This is a genomic window from Citrobacter sp. R56, assembly GCF_016811995.1.
Taxonomy (GTDB): Bacteria; Pseudomonadota; Gammaproteobacteria; order Enterobacterales; family Enterobacteriaceae; genus Citrobacter_D; species Citrobacter_D enshiensis.
Genome location: NZ_CP069159.1, coordinates 3,750,756 through 3,769,325, shown reverse-complemented (window position 1 = coordinate 3,769,325; position 18,570 = coordinate 3,750,756). Strand labels below are relative to the sequence as shown.

Sequence of the window (18,570 nt, the reverse complement as noted above, 5' to 3'; positions counted from 1 at the left end):
CGTGGGGTTTGCCCACTGTTCGCCAGGTAAATTTATGGGATTGTAGCGTAAAAAAAGAGAATTTCGCAGTCTTGCGCAGCCATGATTAGTGCGTATGATAGCGTCACTGGAGTTGTGCTCTCATTCTAATAGCCATTAACCCCAGGAATCCGCACATGCGTATCGAAGAAGATCTGAAGTTAGGTTTCAAAGACGTTCTTATCCGCCCTAAGCGTTCTACTCTCAAAAGTCGTTCCGATGTTGAACTGGAACGTGAATTTACCTTTAAACACTCAGGTCAGACCTGGTCTGGCGTCCCGGTTATTGCTGCGAATATGGACACCGTTGGCACATTTTCGATGGCTGCCGCTTTGGCCTCTTTCGGTATTCTGACCGCCGTTCACAAGCACTACTCCGTTGAAGACTGGAGCGCGTTTGTCAGTGAAGCATCTGCAGATGTGATTAAGCACGTGATGGTCTCTACCGGGACTTCTGATGCTGATTTTGAAAAAACGAATCAGATTCTGGCGCTGAATCCGGTACTGAACTTTATCTGTATTGATGTGGCAAACGGTTACTCTGAACATTTCGTACAGTTCGTGGCGAAAGCGCGGGAAGCATGGCCAACAAAAACCATCTGTGCAGGTAATGTGGTCACCGGTGAAATGTGTGAAGAACTGGTTCTTTCCGGCGCGGATATCGTGAAGGTCGGGATTGGCCCTGGTTCTGTATGCACAACCCGAGTGAAAACCGGCGTGGGCTATCCGCAGCTTTCTGCTGTGATTGAATGTGCTGATGCAGCACACGGTCTGGGCGGCATGATTGTCAGCGATGGCGGTTGTACGATGCCAGGCGATGTTGCCAAAGCCTTTGGCGGTGGCGCAGACTTCGTGATGCTGGGCGGAATGCTGGCGGGTCATGAAGAAAGCGGCGGGAGAATTGTTGAAGAGAACGGCGAGAAGTTCATGCTGTTCTACGGTATGAGCTCAGAGTCTGCAATGACTCGCCACGTAGGTGGCGTTGCGCAATACCGTGCCGCAGAGGGTAAAACCGTTAAGCTGCCGCTGCGTGGCCCGGTTGAAAACACCGCGCGTGATATCCTGGGCGGTTTGCGTTCTGCCTGTACTTATGTTGGGGCATCTCGTCTGAAAGAACTGACCAAGCGCACCACCTTTATTCGCGTTCAGGAACAAGAAAACCGCGTTTTCAATAGCCTGTAATCGCCTGTGCTGGCGCTGTATTCAGCGCCAGCCTCTCACTATCCTCCGCTCATTGCATCCCCGAGATGGAAAATGGGCAAATACATTGCCACCACCAGCGTTCCTATAATTAACCCGGTTATCACCAACAGCGTGGGTTCCAGCAGTGCCGCCAGGTTATCTGCCAGGGAGAGCGTATTTTCACTGTGATGTCGGGCAAGGTTATGCAGCATCGTATCCAGCGAGCCAGAGGCTTCTCCTGTTCTCACCAGTTGCAGGCATAATGGACTAAATTCTCCGGCATTTTTGAACGCCAGCCAGATGGGGTGCCCTGCGGTAATGTCGTGCTGAATTTGCATCAGTCGTTGCGACCACCAGGGGCAAACGATCGTTTCTCTCACGCTCTCCAGCCCGTGTAAAAAAGTGATGCCCGCACTTTGCGTCAGCGCCAGGATGGTAAATATTTGAGTGAGCTTCTGTCCCCGAGCCAGACGACCAATCACCGGCGTTCTCAGCAGAATACGCTGGCACACGATCTGCCAGGAAGGCTTTCGCCTTAGCAGCGTATTTGCTACCGCTAACAGGATGCAAAGCAGCGCCAGTAGCCATCCCGAGGACGCCATAAAATCAGCGAATGCCATCACCCCTCGCGTCAGGGCGGGCAGCGGTGTATTGAACGTTTTATAGATCGCCGCAAATTCCGGTAGAACAAAGTGCAGCATAGCGATAACCACCAGTACCGCCATGGTTAAAATGATGATGGGATAGCGCAGCGCTTTTTTCACTTTTTCCGTAAGTAGCTGCTGCGCCTTTTGCTGGCGGGCCAGCTCAAAACAGCATTCATCAAGCTTACCCGTTAATTCCCCAGTACGAATCATCGCCTGATAGAGCGGGGGAAAGACATTAGACCATTGCGACAGCGCGCTGGAAAACGGTATTCCCTGTTCCAGGTCGTGCGCCAGAACGTGTAGTAATGCCCGCCATTGCCCACTGGGATGCTGCCCTGCAAGTAACGTCAGCCCTTCTGAAAGTGTCAATCCTGCTTTGAGGAGCGTTGCCAGTTGGTAGATAAGTTCTGCGGTTTTTTCGGCACGCCATTGGGCGGTTTTCACGCTTATGCGCCTGACACGAAGCGGTGTAATTCGTTGTTGCGTCAGAGCCACAAGCAACAATACCCGGTTCTCAGCCCACAACGTGCCGTCGGCAGAGACGCCTTCGTTGTTAAGGCCCTGCCAACGCCAAAGTTGTTTAGCTGCCATGAGGCATACCCAGTACACGGATCAACTCTTCAAATGTCGTTAATCCTTGTTCAACGGCCTGGCAGCCATTGTCAAAAAGCGAACGCATACCGGCCTGCTGGGCATGGGATTCAAGCGTTTCAATGTCAGTTCCGTTAGCGATGAGTTGCCTGAGCGCTGGCGTGACGGGCAGGACTTCGAACAGTGCCGTTCGCCCGTAGAACCCATGGTGACAATGTTCGCAACCGGGCGCCTGCCAGCGCGGTAGCCACGTGGGCCATAGTGCAGCCGGGAGAGTTATGGAATCTCCGGTGGTATGCCGACAGTGCGGGCACAGTTTTCGCACCAGCCGTTGTGCAACCACCAGCGTCAACGCTGAGGAAAGCATCCAACGCGCCACGCCCATTTGCTGCAAACGGACCAATGTTTCAATGGTTGAGTTGGTATGTAGCGTAGAGAGAACCAAATGACCGGTTTGCGCCGCTTTAATGGCAATTTCCGCCGTTTCTCCGTCGCGGATTTCTCCAACCATGATGATATCGGGGTCCTGACGCAGCAATGCACGTAATACGCCCTGAAAGGTGAGACCCGCACGAGGGTGAATTTGTGTCTGGTTGAGACCTTCAATGGGGATCTCGATCGGATCTTCCACACTGCAGAGGTTAAGGTCTGGCATGTTGCGTGTTTGCAGTGCGCTGTAGAGTGTGACGGTTTTTCCGCTCCCTGTCGGGCCTGTGACCAACACCAGTCCCTGCGGTTGCTGTAGCGCTTGCATGAATTCGGTTAACTGGGATTCCTGCATCCCCAGCATTTTTATGTCCAACGCCTGATTGACCTGGTGTAGCAGGCGGAGCACCACTTTCTCTCCGCCCCGACAGGGAAGCGTGGCGATACGAAATGAGACTGTGCTACCGGTTAATTCGATGGTGAACTGCCCGTCCTGTGGGAGACGGTGTTCCGCGATGTCCAGATGACCCAGCACTTTGAGTCTTGCTGCCAGCGCGGTGCCCGTGTCCGACGAAATGTTCGGCAAGGCGTGTAACACGCCGTCCACGCGCAGTCTGATTCGGTAATGGTTTTCAGACGGTTCAATGTGAATATCAGAGGCGCGTTTTGCCAGTGCCGTCTGTAAGGTCTGATGCAGCAATCCAGCGGCAGTGGGGCTGTTTTCCGGGATAGCTGTCGACGGCGCTTGTTGGGGTTTGTGCAGATGACTTTCCATCTGTTGTAGGGTCCAGCACACGAGATCGATCCGTTTTTGCGTCGCGAACCGCAGCGCATCCAACAATCCCTGAGAGGGCGAGTCGACCACGGCGATATGGACAGTATCGCTATCCACATTGATGAGTACAGCCTGATGGCGCTGGCACAAGGCCTGGAGTTGTGCGTCTTTCATCATTTAACCTCAGTTGGCGTCAAAGCGAAAAACGTCTTCGCAGGCTTGCTGCAATGCGCTGTCATTCTGAATCGCGCAAACGCGTGTCCAGCCAGTAATACCGTTAGCGTTATCCCAGCCAGGCGTCATGGTGACGCTCAGACCATTGAGGCTTTCTTGTCCTGTAAGGATGACGACGCCTTTCACTACGCTCATTTCTGAGATATAGCGGGTGGTCGTGGGGGATGGAATACCATTGGTACCGGCATTGCACGTATCCATCCCACCATGGTCCAGCGCGCACAGTTCCACCGCGGTGCGATAGGGGACGAAGGTTTGCAGCATGTCGGTCAGTGCCGCTTTACGCAGGTAGTTCTGATAAGCCGGAATACCAATAGCACTTAAAATGGCGATGATGCCAATGACGACCATCAATTCAATAAGTGTGAAGCCACGTTGCTTGTCCATTGTCTGCTCCTTGAGTTAGCTGGCGCTACTGTGGCAAACACAGGGCACTGCATACGAGAGGCAAAAAGCAAAACGGGAAGGCGAGTTCAGGCGTATTTATGTTGGTTTCAAAGCCAGACAGAGTATTTGCGAAGAGGCTCGAAGAAAATGCCGGATGGCGGCGTAAGCGCCTTATCCGGCATACAAAAGAAGCGAGAATACCAGGCCCGATAAGCGAAGCGCCATCGAGCAATGCAATTCGCTATTAGCGGAAACGCATGGAGAGATCCAGTGCGCGCACGTGCTTGGTGAGTGCGCCTACGGAGATGAAGTCGACACCCGTTTCGGCAAATTCACGCAGGGTCTCATGGGTCACATTACCCGAAACTTCCAGTCGCGCCTGACCGTTAGTGCGTTTAACCGCCTCGCGCATTTGATCTGTTTCGAAATTGTCCAGCATGATGATATCCGCGCCCGCTTTCAGCGCGTCGTCCAGCTCATCCAGATTTTCAACTTCGACTTCTACCGGAACATCCGGATGCAGCCAGAACGCTTTTTCAACGGCCTGGCGTACGGAGCCGGAGGCAATAATGTGGTTCTCTTTGATCAAGAATGCGTCAGAAAGACCTAGCCGATGGTTCGCGCCGCCACCGCAGAGTACCGCGTATTTTAGCGCAGTACGCAGACCTGGCAGCGTTTTGCGTGTATCCAGCAATTGGGTGTTTGTGCCAGCAAGCAGATCGACATATTCGCGTACCACGCTGGCAACGCCAGAGAGAGTTTGAACAAAATTGAGCGCGGTGCGTTCACCCGTCAGCAAGATACGAGACGGGCCATCAAGTTCAAATAACGGCTGGTTGGCTTTGATGCTGTCGCCATCTGCGACATGCCAGGTGAGGCTTACATCGTCGCCGGCCAGTTGAATAAAGACCTCTTCAACCCAGCGTTTGCCACAAAATACGCCGTCTTCGCGTGTAATAACGATGGCGTGAGAACGTGTGTTCTCCGGCAGAAGTTGCGCAGTAATATCGTTACTGGCATCAACTTCTCCGCCTAAATCTTCGCGCAGCGCCTGGGCAACAGCGGCAGGGATATCCAGATTTATGCGTTCCAACAGCGCGTCACGTCGGTAGTCAGGGTTATAGCGGCGAGGCGGCATGATAAAACTCCAATTGCTAACGAATCATAAGGTAGAAACATGCTACTCTGAACCGGATATCAGCACCACATTTAAGGAGAGCTTGCATGTTGTTAGACAAGGGATGGCTGGCAGAGGCGCGACGTGTCCCCTCTCCGCATTTTGATTGCCGCCCGGACGACGAAATTCCTTCATTATTGGTGGTGCACAATATCAGCTTACCGCCCGGTGAGTTTGGTGGCCCCTGGATTGATGCATTATTCACAGGAACTCTGGATCCCGATGCCCACCCATTTTTCGCCGGGATTGCGCACCTGCGTGTTTCTGCCCATTGTCTGATTCGCCGCGATGGCGAAATCGTCCAGTATGTTCCTTTCGATAAGCGAGCATGGCATGCAGGCGTGTCGAACTATCACGGGCGTGAGCGCTGTAATGATTTTTCCATCGGTATTGAGCTGGAAGGTACAGACACGTTGGCCTATAGCGATGAGCAGTATCAGCAACTGGCCGCAGTGACGCGTACGCTAATCGCGCTTTACCCGGCAATAACCAACAACATGACCGGACATTGCGATATCGCGCCTGAGCGTAAAACCGATCCTGGCCCGTCGTTTGACTGGGCGAAGTTTCGCGCTCTGGTCACCCCCTCGTCGCACAAGGAGATGACATGACGCTGTTTACAACATTATTGGTGCTGATCGTTGAGCGCCTGTTTAAGCTGGGTGAACACTGGCACCTCGATCACCGGCTGGAGGCGTTTTTCCGCCGCATTAAGCATTTTTCGATGCTGCGAACGCTGGGAATGACGGCGATTGCGATGGGCATCACCTTTTTGCTGCTGCGCGCGCTGGAAGGTTTACTGTTCAATGCCCCAACGCTTGCGGTCTGGATCTTGATCGGCCTGCTCTGTGTCGGCGCAGGTAAAGTTCGCCTGCATTATCACGCCTATCTGAATGCGGCTTCTCGCGATGACGCGCATGCGCGTGAGGCGATGGCCAACGAGTTGACGCTGATCCATGGCGTTCCGCCGGAGTGTAATGAGCGCGAGTTTCTGCGTGAACTGCAAAATGCGCTGTTATGGATTAACTTTCGTTTCTATCTGGCGCCGTTGTTCTGGTTTATTGTCGGTGGTTCGTGGGGGCCTGTGACGCTAATGGGTTACGCCTTTTTACGCGCATGGCAATCCTGGCTGGCGCGTTATCAAAACCCGCATCAGCGTCTGCAATCGGGGGTTGATGCCATTTTGCATGTGGTGGACTGGATCCCTGTGCGTCTTGCCGGTGTGGTTTATGCTTTGTTGGGACATGGAGAGAAGGCGTTGCCAGCCTGGTTTGCTTCGCTGGCGGATCTGCGCACCTCGCAGTATCAGGTGCTGACGCGTCTGGCGCAGTTCTCACTGGCGCGGGAGTCACATACGGGCAAAGTAGAAACGCCAAAAGCCGCTGTTTCGATGGCGAAGAAAGCGTCATTTGTGGTGGTGGTAGTGATAGCACTGCTGACGATTTATGGGACGCTGATTTAACGTTGTATCGCCGGATGAGGCTGCGCATATCCGGCCTACGGAAGAGTAGGTCTGGCAAGCGCAGCGCCACCGGGCGATGAGTTAAGGTGTATCCACAGGCGGGATGCCAAAATCAGGCATCCCGTTTTCCTTCCAGTGAACTAACTTCAGACGTGTGTGACGATTAGGATCGTAGAGCGGATCGCCTTCGATTTCGGTGTAGTTACGTGCGTGATAAACCAGCACATCTTCTCCATCCGACGTTTTTGTAAAACTGTTATGCCCAGGGCCGTACTGGCGGTTTTCATTGCTGGTGGTAAAGACCGGATGCGGTGATTTTTGCCAGTTATCCGGGTTCAGCGGATCGGCATCTGCCGCAATCCACAGCAACCCCATACAGTAGTTTTCATCCGTGGCGCTGGCCGAATAGCTGATAAACAGCGTATCGTCGAGTCGTAAAACGGCGGGGCCTTCGTTAACCAGGAAGCCTCGACATTCCCAGTCATACTCGGGTTTGCTAAGCATGACCGGCTCACCTTTGAGCGTCCACGGATTGGACAGTTCAGCGAGATAGATGTTCGAGTTCCCGGCGATGTCAGGCGATTTTTGCGCCCACAGATACCACTGTTTCCCCTGATGGCTAAACGTGGTGGCATCCAGCGCGAAGGTGTCGAACGGTGTTTTTATCTGGCCTTTTTCAACCCAAACGCCAGTGAGTGGGTCATCATTCGTGCACTCGAGGGCGAACATGCGGTGCTGAAACATGCCCAAACTGTCGAGCGCCTGGGTGTGCGCGGCGGCAAAATAGATGTACCACTTATTTTCAATGTGGTGCAGTTCTGGCGCCCAGATCAGTTCGCTCATTGGGCCGCTTTCTGGCTTGCGCCAAACCACAACGGAAGTGGCATCGCGCAATCCTTCCAGTGAATCAGCCCGACGGATCTCCAGGCGATCGTATTCCGGGACGGAAGCAATGAAGTAGTAATGGCTGCCGTCCTGCAGGATAAACGGATCGGCGCGTTGCTCAATAAACGGATTTGGCCAGGTGTGCATTAGGCTTTCCTTACTGTTTCTGCAGAGTGAATGTCCTGATACTCGTTGAGCTCGCGGTAGTTGATACGGCGTTTCTCCAGATCGGCCTGAATCTGCTGCATAAATTCGCGATCGACTTTCAGCAGGCGAACCACACCTGCAGTGATCAGATAGCCAATGCCTGGAATGATGGTGAACAGTAGCATAATGCCATTGATGGCATTTTCACTTTGCGCTTTCGCTCCGGCGTCGTAGCCGTACCAGGAGAGCAGAAAACCCACCATCGCCCCGGCAATCGCCAGACCCAATTTCAGGAAGAACAGGTTGCCGGAAAAACTGATCCCGGTGATACGTTTACCTGTTTTCCATTCGCCGTAGTCATCCACATCCGCCATTAGCGACCAGTGCAGCGGGGAAGGGATTTGATGGAGAATATTGAGCAGTACGTACAGTACGACAATCAGTGTTGTCGCATGCGGGTCGAGGAAGTAAAAGGCGCAGGAGAAAATCGCCAGTACGATGTTGGTCCAGAAAAACACCTTCAGTTTACACCAGCGGTCCGTCAGCACTTTCGCCAGCATGCTGCCCCCCATCATTCCGACCACGCCCAGGCTGATAAACAGCGTCGCGAAATGGGTACTCTGTTGCATAACCCAGGTGACGTAATACATGGTTGCCGCCATGCGAATAAACCCCGGGCATACATTGCACAGGGTTAACAGCAGAATTTTAACCCACTGATCGTTCTTCCAGACGTCTTTGAGGTCGGCTTTTAAATCGTCATTGGTCGGGACCGCCGGACGTATACGTTCGCGCACAGTGGCGAAGCAAAACAAGAACATGCACATGCCGATAAAGGCCAGTACGGTCATCGCCATCTGATAACCTTTGGCTTTGTTTTCGCCGCCGAACCAGTCCGCCATTGGCAAGAGCGTAAGCGACAGCAGCAGGGTGGCGATACCCACCAGTACAAAGCGATAAGACTGACAGGCGACGCGCTCTTTCGGGTCGTTGGTGATGACACTGCCTAACGAGCAATAAGGAATGTTGATGGCCGTGTAAGTGATGGATAACAGGAAATAGGTGACAAACGCATAGATAACCTTGCTGTTGTAGCTCCACTCAGGCGTGGTAAACATCAGTACGCTGAACAGAGCATAGGGGAAGGCAATCCACAGTAACCAGGGGCGGAAACGCCCGTATTTGCTGCGCGTGCGGTCTGCCAGAGCCCCCATAATCGGGTCAGTGACGGCGTCAATGACGCGCACAGAAAGCAGCAACACGCCGACCAGTGCCGGAGCCAGACCAAAAATATCCGTATAAAAATAGTTAACAAACAGCATAATAGCGCCAAAGATGATGTTACATCCGGCGTCACCCATGCCATAACCGATCTTTTCTCTTACAGACAGCTTACGCGTTTCCATTGAGAATTCTCCCCATCAGGTGTGAAGAGGATTATTCGCTCCGGTATGGGTAATTGCGTTGCAGTAAAAGGTCAGGGATATGGACAAAATAGCTATGCGGGGGAAAGTGTGAGGCAGGTAACAACCCTCACCCGGGTGGGTGAGGGTGGAGAAGATTAATGCGCTTTTACGGCTTTAGCGGTTTTCTGTTTGCACAGATAGCCGACGCCAAGGATCACAAGCCAGACCGGGATCAGCCACACGGAGATCGCCATACCCGGTGTCATCAGCATAATCACCAGCACTGCCGCCATGAAAATCAGGCAGATCCAGTTACCTAACGGATAAAACAGCGCCGGGAAGCGGGTGGTTGCACCCTGTTGCTCTTTAGCGCGACGGAACTTGATATGCGCGAGGCTTATCATGGCCCAGTTGATGACCAGCGCAGAAACGACCAGCGCCATCAGCAGACCGAACGCAGATTCTGGCGCCAGGTAGTTGATCAGTACGCACAGGGCGGTGACCAGCGCAGAAACCAGAATGGTGTTCACCGGCACGCCGCGTTTATCGACACTCATCAATGCTTTCGGTGCGTTACCCTGCTGGGCCAGACCGAACAGCATACGGCTGTTACAGTACACGCAGCTGTTATAGACAGAAAGAGCGGCGGTCAGTACCACAACGTTCAGCGCGTTCGCTACAAAGGTATCGCCCAGTTCGTGGAAGATCAGGACGAACGGGCTGACGTCAGCGGTAACACGCGTCCATGGCATCAGAGAGAGCAGGACGGCCAGCGAACCCACATAGAAAATCAGGATACGGTAGATAACCTGGTTAGTGGCTTTCGGGATGCTTTGCTCCGGGTTATCCGCTTCTGCGGCGGTGATCCCCACTAATTCAAGGCCGCCAAACGAGAACATGATAATGGCCATCATCATGACCAGACCGGTGAAGCCATGAGGCAGGAAGCCACCTTGATCCCACAAGTTGCTGACGCTGGCCTGCGGACCACCGTTACCGCTAAACAGCAGCCAGCCGCCGAACAGGATCATCGCCACAACAGCGATAACCTTAATAATGGCGAACCAAAATTCCATTTCACCGAACACTTTTACGTTGGTCAGGTTAATGGCGTTGATGGCAACAAAGAAGACGGCAGCTGAGACCCAGGTCGGGATTTCCGGCCACCAGAACTGGACATACTTGCCAACGGCGGTCAGTTCCGCCATCGCAACCAGAACGTACAGCACCCAGTAGTTCCATCCGGAGGCAAAACCGGCGAATCCGCCCCAATATTTGTAGGCGAAATGACTGAAGGAGCCCGCAACAGGCTCTTCAACGACCATTTCACCTAACTGACGCATGATTAAAAAAGCGATAAAACCGGCGATCGCATAACCCAGAATAATGCCGGGTCCTGCAGACTGAATAACGGAAGCGCTACCCAGGAACAGCCCGGTGCCTATCGCGCCACCCAAAGCGATGAGCTGGATATGGCGGTTTTTAAGGCCGCGCTTTAGCTGCTCGCCATGCTGTTGACCATCCATCATGAAACCTCGTGTGTGGTTTTACTCTTCATATTCCAGGCGGCTTTGGCGCTGCCCGCACTATTTTGAGTCATTATTTTTGAACTACGCAGTGATGCGTGTGTAAGTTTGCAATTCCGTTTGTTGTATTAATTTGTTTACGGCAATGAATTCTAAAATGTTACACAAAGACTTTTGTCTTATTCAGAATAATGGTATGCGGTCGCGAATGCACCTGCTTTGTGAAGGGCGGGTGACGACTTGAATAAAAAGAAACCATTTGTAAATGCCATTTCACCGGAAACGCTGGTTGCAATATGAATGTTTATTCAATAATTAGGTAGTGAAAATCGATAATTAAGCAGGTGAATCGGTTCAGATGGGATATTTTTTCGTTTCAATTACGTTAAATCTGCTTGCCTGGGGGTAAATTTAACATTTGTGCATGGTTACATGTTTGAAACGTTATTTCTGTAATCTTGTTAAAATGTGCTTGGTTTACTGATTTCAATCAAAACCTGTATGGACAGAAGGTGAATACTTTGTTACTTTAGCGTCACGAACGTGAAATTGGTAAGACCAATTGACTCCGGGCAAATGGCTTAAGACAGGGAATCATGGCCTACAGCAAAATTCGCCAACCTAAATTATCCGATGTGATTGAGCAGCAGCTGGAGTTTTTAATTCTTGAGGGGACCTTGCGCCCCGGCGAAAAACTCCCACCGGAACGCGAACTGGCAAAACAGTTCGATGTTTCCCGACCCTCCTTGCGCGAGGCGATCCAACGTCTCGAAGCGAAGGGTCTGCTGCTTCGTCGCCAGGGCGGCGGGACTTTTGTTCAGAGCAGCCTGTGGCAGAGTTTTAGCGACCCACTGGTAGAACTGCTCTCCGATCACCCTGAATCCCAGTTTGACCTGCTCGAGACGCGCCATGCGCTGGAAGGCATTGCTGCATACTACGCGGCACTGCGCAGCACGGATGAAGACAAGACTCGTATTCGTGAACTCCACCATGCCATCGAACTGGCGCAACAGTCAGGCGACCTGGACGCAGAGTCCGACGCCGTTCTCCAGTATCAAATTGCGGTCACTGAAGCAGCGCACAATGTGGTGTTGCTCCATTTACTGAGATGCATGGAGCCGATGCTGGCGCAAAACGTTCGTCAAAACTTTGAATTGCTGTATGCGCGTCGGGAGATGCTGCCGCTGGTAAGCAGTCACCGTACCCGTATTTTTGAAGCGATTATCGCCGGGAATCCGGAAGAGGCGCGTGAAGCGTCGCACCGTCACCTGGCGTTTATTGAAGAGATTCTCCTGGACCGAAGCCGTGAGGAAAGCCGTCGTGAACGCGCCTTACGCCGCCTGGAGCAACGAAAGAATTAGTGATTTTTCTGGTAGAAAGTTAACCAGAAGATGTTGTAAATCAAGCGCTATTTAAGGCGCGGCAACTAAACGCAGAACCTGTCTTATTGCGTTTTCCAGCGAAAATGCAATGGGACAGGTTCCAGATAACTCAACGTATTAGATAGATAAGGAATACCCCCATGTCAGAACGTTTCCCAAATGACGTGGATCCGATCGAAACTCGCGACTGGCTACAGGCGATCGAATCGGTCATCCGTGAAGAAGGTGTTGAGCGCGCTCAGTATCTGATTGACCAGCTTCTTTCTGAAGCCCGCAAAGGCGGCGTGAAAGTAGCGGCAGGTGCAGGGGCCAGCAATTATGTAAACACTATTGCCGTTGAAGATGAGCCGGAATACCCGGGCAATCTGGAGCTGGAACGTCGTATTCGTTCTGCTATCCGCTGGAACGCCATCATGACGGTGCTGCGTGCATCTAAAAAAGACCTTGAGCTGGGTGGCCACATGGCATCCTTCCAGTCTTCCGCAACCGTTTATGATGTGTGTTTCAACCATTTCTTCCGTGCGCGCAACGAGCAGGATGGCGGCGACCTGGTGTACTTCCAGGGTCACATCTCCCCGGGCGTCTACGCACGTGCATTCCTCGAAGGCCGTCTGACTGAAGAGCAGATGGACAACTTCCGTCAGGAAGTGAATGGCAAAGGCCTGTCTTCCTACCCGCACCCGAAACTGATGCCGGAATTCTGGCAGTTCCCGACCGTCTCTATGGGTCTGGGCCCAATCGGTGCGATCTACCAGGCTAAATTCCTGAAATATCTGGAACACCGTGGCCTGAAAGATACCTCTAAACAAACCGTTTACGCCTTCCTGGGTGACGGCGAGATGGATGAGCCGGAATCTAAAGGTGCGATCACCATCGCTACCCGTGAAAAACTGGACAACCTGGTCTTTGTTATCAACTGTAACCTGCAGCGTCTTGACGGCCCGGTCACCGGTAACGGCAAGATTGTCAACGAACTGGAAGGCATCTTCGCGGGTGCTGGCTGGAACGTGATTAAAGTGATGTGGGGCGGTCGTTGGGATGAGCTGCTGCGTAAAGATACCAGCGGTAAACTGATCCAACTGATGAACGAAACCCTTGACGGTGATTACCAGACCTTCAAATCCAAAGATGGCGCCTACGTTCGCGAGCACTTCTTCGGTAAATACCCGGAAACCGCAGCGCTGGTCGCTGACTGGACTGATGAGCAGATCTGGGCACTGAACCGTGGTGGTCACGATCCGAAGAAAGTTTACGCAGCACTGAAAAAAGCGCAGGACACCAAAGGCAAAGCCACTGTCATCCTCGCCCATACCATTAAAGGTTACGGCATGGGCGACACCGCCGAAGGTAAAAACATCGCGCACCAGGTGAAGAAAATGAACATGGACGGCGTGCGTCATATCCGCGACCGTTTCAACGTTCCAGTCACCGACGAGCAGGTTGAAAAACTGTCTTACATTACCTTCCCGGAAGGTTCTGAAGAGCACACCTATCTGCACGCTCAGCGTCAGAAACTGCACGGCTACCTGCCGAGCCGCCAGCCGAACTTCACTGAGAAGCTGGAACTGCCGACCCTGGAAGACTTCGGTGCGCTGCTGGAAGAGCAGAACAAAGAGATCTCCACCACTATCGCTTTCGTTCGTGCCCTGAACGTGATGCTGAAGAACAAGTCGATCAAAGATCGTCTGGTGCCGATCATCGCTGACGAAGCGCGTACTTTCGGTATGGAAGGTCTGTTCCGTCAGATCGGTATTTACAGCCCGAACGGCCAGCAGTACACCCCGCAGGACCGTGAGCAGGTTGCTTACTACAAAGAAGACGAGAAAGGTCAGATCCTGCAGGAAGGTATCAACGAGCTGGGCGCAGGTTCTTCCTGGCTGGCTGCTGCAACTTCTTACAGCACCAACGATCTGCCGATGATCCCGTTCTACATCTACTACTCCATGTTCGGGTTCCAGCGTATTGGCGACCTGTGCTGGGCAGCAGGTGACCAGCAGGCTCGCGGCTTCCTGATCGGTGGTACTTCCGGTCGTACGACGCTGAACGGCGAAGGTCTGCAGCACGAAGATGGCCACAGCCATATTCAGTCTCTGACTATCCCGAACTGTATCTCTTACGATCCGTCTTACGCGTACGAAGTTGCGGTCATCATGCACGATGGTCTGGAGCGTATGTACGGTGAGAAACAAGAGAACATTTACTACTACATCACCACGCTGAACGAAAACTACCACATGCCGGCAATGCCAGCAGGTGCCGAGGAAGGTATCCGTAAAGGTATCTACAAACTCGAAACCCTCGAAGGTAGCAAAGGTAAAGTTCAGCTGCTGGGCTCCGGTTCTATCCTGCGTCACGTCCGTGAAGCAGCGCAGATCCTGGCGAACGACTACGGCGTAGGTTCTGACGTGTATAGCGTCACTTCCTTCACTGAACTGGCACGTGATGGCCAGGATTGTGAGCGCTGGAACATGCTGCACCCGCTGGAAACTCCGCGCGTTCCGTACATCGCTCAGGTGATGAACGACGCTCCGGCTGTGGCATCTACTGACTATATGAAACTGTTTGCCGAACAAGTTCGTACTTATGTACCGGCTGATGATTACCGCGTACTGGGTACCGACGGTTTCGGTCGCTCTGACAGCCGTGAAAACCTGCGTCACCACTTCGAAGTTGATGCTTCCTATGTGGTTGTAGCGGCACTGGGCGAACTGGCTAAACGTGGCGAAATCGATAAGAAAGTGGTTGCGGACGCAATCGCCAAATTCAACATCGATGCAGAAAAAGTTAACCCGCGTCTGGCGTAAGAGGTAAAAGAAGAATGGCTATCGAAATCAAAGTACCGGACATCGGCGCAGATGAAGTTGAAATCACCGAGATCCTGGTCAAAGTGGGCGACAAAGTTGAAGCTGAACAGTCGCTGATCACCGTAGAAGGCGACAAAGCCTCTATGGAAGTTCCGTCTCCGCAGGCTGGCGTTGTTAAAGAGATCAAAGTCTCTGTCGGCGACAAAACCGAGACCGGCAAACTGATCATGATTTTCGATTCCGCCGACGGTGCAGCTGCTGCTGCACCTGCTCCGGCAGAAGCGAAAAAAGAAGCGGCTCCGGCAGCAGCACCTGCTGCGGCGGCGGCGAAAGATGTTCATGTACCGGACATCGGCGGTGACGAAGTTGAAGTGACTGAGATCATGGTGAAAGTGGGCGACACCGTTGCTGCTGAACAATCCCTGATCACCGTTGAAGGCGACAAAGCCTCTATGGAAGTCCCGGCTCCGTTCGCGGGCGTGGTCAAAGAGATTAAAATCAACACCGGCGACAAAGTGTCTACCGGCTCCCTGATCATGGTCTTCGAAGTAGCTGGCGCTGCGGGCGCTGCTGCTCCGGCTCAGGCGGCTGCACCAGCAGCAGCGGCGGCTCCTGCGGCTTCCGGTTCTAAAGAAGTGAACGTACCTGACATCGGCGGTGACGAAGTTGAAGTTACCGAAGTGATGGTCAAAGTAGGCGACAAAATTGCCGCTGAGCAGTCTCTGATCACCGTAGAAGGTGACAAAGCCTCTATGGAAGTTCCGGCACCGTTCGCGGGCACTGTGAAAGAAATCAAAATCAGCACCGGCGATAAAGTGAAAACTGGTTCTCTGATTATGGTCTTCGAAGTGGAAGGCGCTGCGCCTGCTGCGGCTCCGGCTGCTGCACCTGCTGCTGCCGCTCCTGCGCCTGCTGCAAAAGCAGCGGCACCGGCCGTGAAAGCCGAAGGCAAATCTGAGTTTGCTGAGAACGACGCTTACATTCATGCGACCCCGCTGATTCGCCGTCTGGCGCGCGAGTTCGGTGTGAATCTGGCGAAAGTGAAGGGCACTGGCCGTAAAGGTCGTATCCTGCGCGAAGACGTTCAGACTTACGTGAAAGACGCTATCAAGCGCGCTGAAGCGGCTCCGGCTGCCGCAGCGGGTGGCGGTATTCCGGGCATGCTGCCGTGGCCGAAGGTTGACTTCAGCAAGTTCGGCGAAATCGAAGAAGTGGAACTGGGTCGTATCCAGAAAATCTCTGGTGCTAACCTGAGCCGTAACTGGGTGATGATCCCGCACGTTACGCACTTCGACAAAACCGATATCACCGATCTGGAAGCGTTCCGTAAACAGCAGAACGCCGAAGCTGAGAAGCGCAAACTGGACGTGAAATTCACCCCGGTTGTCTTCATCATGAAAGCCGTTGCGGCGGCGCTTGAGCAGATGCCTCGCTTCAACAGCTCTCTGTCCGAAGATGGTCAGCGTCTGACGCTGAAGAAATACATCAACATCGGTGTTGCGGTTGATACGCCAAATGGTCTGGTTGTTCCGGTCTTCAAAGACGTGAACAAGAAGAGCATTACTGAGCTGTCTCGCGAACTGACCACCATCTCCAAAAAAGCGCGTGATGGTAAGCTGACGGCTGGCGAAATGCAGGGCGGTTGCTTCACTATCTCCAGCATCGGCGGCCTGGGTACCACCCACTTCGCGCCGATTGTGAACGCGCCGGAAGTGGCTATCCTCGGTGTTTCCAAATCGGCGATGGAGCCGGTATGGAACGGGAAAGAGTTTGTACCGCGTCTGATGATGCCAATTTCTCTCTCCTTCGACCACCGCGTGATCGACGGTGCTGATGGTGCGCGCTTTATCACCATCATCAACAACACGCTGTCTGATATTCGCCGCCTGGTGATGTAATCGAAAAGCCGGCCTGACGGCCGGCTTTTTTCTGGTAATCTCATGTATGTTGTGAGGTTATTGGGTGACAAAGACAATTCGTTTGCCGTTTGTTGTTTCAAAATTGTTAACATTTTTGTACACTACGGACGGATAGAACGACCCGGTGGATGATGGGCGACAAGACCAGGGATCGCCGGAAATAAATTAAGAGGTCATGATGAGTACTGAAATCAAAACTCAGGTCGTGGTACTTGGGGCAGGCCCGGCAGGTTATTCTGCGGCCTTCCGTTGCGCTGATTTAGGTCTGGAAACCGTAATCGTAGAACGTTACAGCACCCTCGGTGGTGTTTGTCTGAACGTTGGCTGTATCCCTTCTAAAGCGCTGCTGCACGTTGCAAAAGTTATCGAAGAAGCCAAAGCGCTGGCTGACCACGGTATCGTCTTCGGCGAGCCGAAAACCGATATCGACAAGATTCGTACCTGGAAAGAGAAAGTGATCACTCAGCTGACTGGCGGTCTGGCTGGTATGGCGAAAGGCCGTAAAGTGAAAGTGGTCAACGGTCTGGGTAAATTTACCGGGGCGAACACCCTGGAAGTGGAAGGCGAGAACGGCAAAACCGTTATCAACTTCGACAACGCTATCATCGCGGCGGGTTCCCGTCCGATCGAACTGCCATTTATTCCGCACGAAGATCCGCGCGTATGGGATTCCACCGACGCACTGGAGCTGAAATCCGTACCGAAACGTCTGCTGGTTATGGGCGGCGGTATCATCGGTCTGGAAATGGGTACGGTGTACCATGCGCTGGGTTCAGAGATTGATGTGGTTGAAATGTTCGACCAGGTTATCCCGGCTGCCGATAAAGATGTCGTGAAAGTCTTCACCAAGCGCATCAGCAAGAAATTCAACCTGATGCTGGAAACCAAAGTGACTGCCGTTGAAGCGAAAGAAGACGGTATTTACGTTTCCATGGAAGGCAAAAAAGCGCCTGCTGAAGCACAGCGTTATGATGCTGTACTGGTAGCTATCGGTCGTGTACCGAACGGTAAAAACCTCGACGCGGGCAAAGCGGGCGTGGAAGTGGACGACCGTGGCTTCATCCGCGTAGACAAGCAGCTGCGTACTAACGTACCGCACATCTTTGCTATCGGCGATATCGTCGGTCAGCCGATGCTGGCGCATAAAGGTGTTCACGAAGGTCACGTTGCCGCTGAAGTTATCGCCGGTAAGAAACACTACTTCGATCCGAAAGTTATCCCTTCCATTGCATACACTGAACCAGAAGTTGCATGGGTAGGTCTGACCGAGAAAGAAGCGAAAGAGAAAGGCATTAGCTACGAAACCGCCACCTTCCCATGGGCTGCTTCTGGCCGTGCTATCGCTTCCGACTGCGCAGACGGTATGACCAAGCTGATTTTCGACAAAGAGTCTCACCGTGTGATCGGTGGTGCGATTGTCGGCACCAACGGCGGCGAGCTGCTGGGTGAAATCGGTCTGGCAATCGAAATGGGTTGTGACGCTGAAGACATCGCGCTGACCATCCATGCGCACCCGACGCTGCACGAATCTGTTGGCCTGGCCGCAGAAATCTTCGAAGGTAGCATCACCGACCTGCCAAACCCGAAAGCGAAGAAGAAGTAA

Annotated in this window: 14 protein-coding genes; 7 read left to right on the top strand and 7 right to left on the bottom strand. The window is 53.0% G+C overall.

Annotated features, from left to right (window positions below):
- Positions 1-155: 155 nt before the first annotated feature.
- Complete coding sequence (locus tag JM656_RS17815) at positions 156-1,199, top strand: GMP reductase (protein WP_203358920.1); 1,044 nt, start codon at positions 156-158, stop codon at positions 1,197-1,199.
- Between the two features lie 38 nt (positions 1,200-1,237).
- Here the strand turns inward: JM656_RS17815 and hofC are convergent, their stop codons facing one another.
- The 4 genes from hofC to nadC all read right to left on the bottom strand — a co-directional run bounded on the left by hofC (position 1,238) and on the right by nadC (position 5,397).
- Positions 1,238-2,437 carry a protein transport protein HofC gene (gene hofC / locus JM656_RS17810; RefSeq protein WP_203358919.1) on the bottom strand — a complete coding sequence of 400 codons (1,200 nt, stop codon included), beginning with the start codon at positions 2,435-2,437 and terminating at the stop codon, positions 1,238-1,240.
- Positions 2,427-3,812, bottom strand: coding sequence for a type II secretion system protein GspE (gene gspE / locus JM656_RS17805; protein ID WP_203361318.1), 1,386 nt, complete (start codon positions 3,810-3,812; stop codon positions 2,427-2,429). The genes hofC and gspE overlap by 11 nt, the downstream gene beginning before the upstream one ends.
- A 9-nt stretch (positions 3,813-3,821) precedes the next feature.
- Entirely contained in the window at positions 3,822-4,259 is a 438-nt protein-coding gene (gene ppdD / locus JM656_RS17800; protein ID WP_203358918.1) for a prepilin peptidase-dependent pilin, read from the bottom strand.
- A 244-nt stretch (positions 4,260-4,503) separates the two neighbouring features.
- Complete coding sequence (gene nadC / locus JM656_RS17795; protein ID WP_203358917.1) at positions 4,504-5,397, bottom strand: carboxylating nicotinate-nucleotide diphosphorylase; 894 nt, start codon at positions 5,395-5,397, stop codon at positions 4,504-4,506.
- A gap of 86 nt (positions 5,398-5,483) precedes the next feature.
- Between nadC and ampD the strand changes: the two genes are divergently transcribed.
- Together ampD and ampE are read left to right on the top strand one after the other, a co-directional pair.
- Positions 5,484-6,047, top strand: a complete 564-nt coding sequence (ampD, locus tag JM656_RS17790; protein WP_192611097.1) for a 1,6-anhydro-N-acetylmuramyl-L-alanine amidase AmpD — start codon at positions 5,484-5,486, stop codon at positions 6,045-6,047.
- Positions 6,044-6,898, top strand: coding sequence for a beta-lactamase regulator AmpE (gene ampE, locus JM656_RS17785; RefSeq protein ID WP_203358916.1), 855 nt, complete (start codon positions 6,044-6,046; stop codon positions 6,896-6,898). The genes ampD and ampE overlap by 4 nt, the downstream gene beginning before the upstream one ends.
- A gap of 81 nt (positions 6,899-6,979) precedes the next feature.
- Here the strand turns inward: ampE and JM656_RS17780 are convergent, their stop codons facing one another.
- The 3 genes from JM656_RS17780 to aroP all read right to left on the bottom strand — a co-directional run bounded on the left by JM656_RS17780 (position 6,980) and on the right by aroP (position 10,865).
- Positions 6,980-7,930, bottom strand: a complete 951-nt coding sequence (locus tag JM656_RS17780) for a family 43 glycosylhydrolase (protein ID WP_203358915.1) — start codon at positions 7,928-7,930, stop codon at positions 6,980-6,982.
- Positions 7,930-9,336, bottom strand: a complete 1,407-nt coding sequence (locus JM656_RS17775) for a glycoside-pentoside-hexuronide (GPH):cation symporter (protein WP_203358914.1) — start codon at positions 9,334-9,336, stop codon at positions 7,930-7,932. The genes JM656_RS17780 and JM656_RS17775 overlap by 1 nt, the downstream gene beginning before the upstream one ends.
- A gap of 155 nt (positions 9,337-9,491) precedes the next feature.
- A complete protein-coding gene (aroP, locus tag JM656_RS17770; RefSeq protein WP_203358913.1) occupies positions 9,492-10,865 on the bottom strand; it encodes an aromatic amino acid transporter AroP in 1,374 nt (457 codons plus the stop codon).
- 593 nt (positions 10,866-11,458) lie between these two features.
- Here aroP and pdhR point away from each other — a divergent pair.
- The 4 genes from pdhR to lpdA all read left to right on the top strand — a co-directional run bounded on the left by pdhR (position 11,459) and on the right by lpdA (position 18,570).
- The gene (gene pdhR, locus JM656_RS17765) at positions 11,459-12,223 is read left to right on the top strand and encodes a pyruvate dehydrogenase complex transcriptional repressor PdhR (protein WP_192611100.1); all 765 of its coding nucleotides are present in this window, start codon (positions 11,459-11,461) and stop codon (positions 12,221-12,223) included.
- 161 nt (positions 12,224-12,384) lie between these two features.
- Positions 12,385-15,048: a pyruvate dehydrogenase (acetyl-transferring), homodimeric type gene (aceE, locus tag JM656_RS17760; RefSeq protein ID WP_203358912.1), complete on the top strand. Its 2,664-nt coding sequence runs from the start codon at positions 12,385-12,387 to the stop codon at positions 15,046-15,048.
- 14 nt (positions 15,049-15,062) lie between these two features.
- A complete protein-coding gene (gene aceF, locus JM656_RS17755; protein WP_203358911.1) occupies positions 15,063-16,946 on the top strand; it encodes a pyruvate dehydrogenase complex dihydrolipoyllysine-residue acetyltransferase in 1,884 nt (627 codons plus the stop codon).
- Positions 16,947-17,145: 199 nt separating this feature from the next.
- Positions 17,146-18,570 (top strand): dihydrolipoyl dehydrogenase, encoded by a 1,425-nt coding sequence (gene lpdA, locus JM656_RS17750; RefSeq protein WP_203361317.1) that lies wholly within the window; start codon positions 17,146-17,148, stop codon positions 18,568-18,570.

Coding starts and splice junctions, on each gene's coding strand:
- hofC (WP_203358919.1), bottom strand. CDS start 2,437: ATGGCAGCTAAACAACTTTGGCGTTGGCAGGGCCTTAACAACGAAGGC.
- ampE (WP_203358916.1), top strand. CDS start 6,044: ATGACGCTGTTTACAACATTATTGGTGCTGATCGTTGAGCGCCTGTTT.
- gspE (WP_203361318.1), bottom strand. CDS start 3,812: ATGAAAGACGCACAACTCCAGGCCTTGTGCCAGCGCCATCAGGCTGTA.
- pdhR (WP_192611100.1), top strand. CDS start 11,459: ATGGCCTACAGCAAAATTCGCCAACCTAAATTATCCGATGTGATTGAG.
- ampD (WP_192611097.1), top strand. CDS start 5,484: ATGTTGTTAGACAAGGGATGGCTGGCAGAGGCGCGACGTGTCCCCTCT.
- aroP (WP_203358913.1), bottom strand. CDS start 10,865: ATGATGGATGGTCAACAGCATGGCGAGCAGCTAAAGCGCGGCCTTAAA.
- aceE (WP_203358912.1), top strand. CDS start 12,385: ATGTCAGAACGTTTCCCAAATGACGTGGATCCGATCGAAACTCGCGAC.
- JM656_RS17775 (WP_203358914.1), bottom strand. CDS start 9,336: ATGGAAACGCGTAAGCTGTCTGTAAGAGAAAAGATCGGTTATGGCATG.
- lpdA (WP_203361317.1), top strand. CDS start 17,146: ATGAGTACTGAAATCAAAACTCAGGTCGTGGTACTTGGGGCAGGCCCG.
- JM656_RS17815 (WP_203358920.1), top strand. CDS start 156: ATGCGTATCGAAGAAGATCTGAAGTTAGGTTTCAAAGACGTTCTTATC.
- JM656_RS17780 (WP_203358915.1), bottom strand. CDS start 7,930: ATGCACACCTGGCCAAATCCGTTTATTGAGCAACGCGCCGATCCGTTT.
- aceF (WP_203358911.1), top strand. CDS start 15,063: ATGGCTATCGAAATCAAAGTACCGGACATCGGCGCAGATGAAGTTGAA.
- ppdD (WP_203358918.1), bottom strand. CDS start 4,259: ATGGACAAGCAACGTGGCTTCACACTTATTGAATTGATGGTCGTCATT.
- nadC (WP_203358917.1), bottom strand. CDS start 5,397: ATGCCGCCTCGCCGCTATAACCCTGACTACCGACGTGACGCGCTGTTG.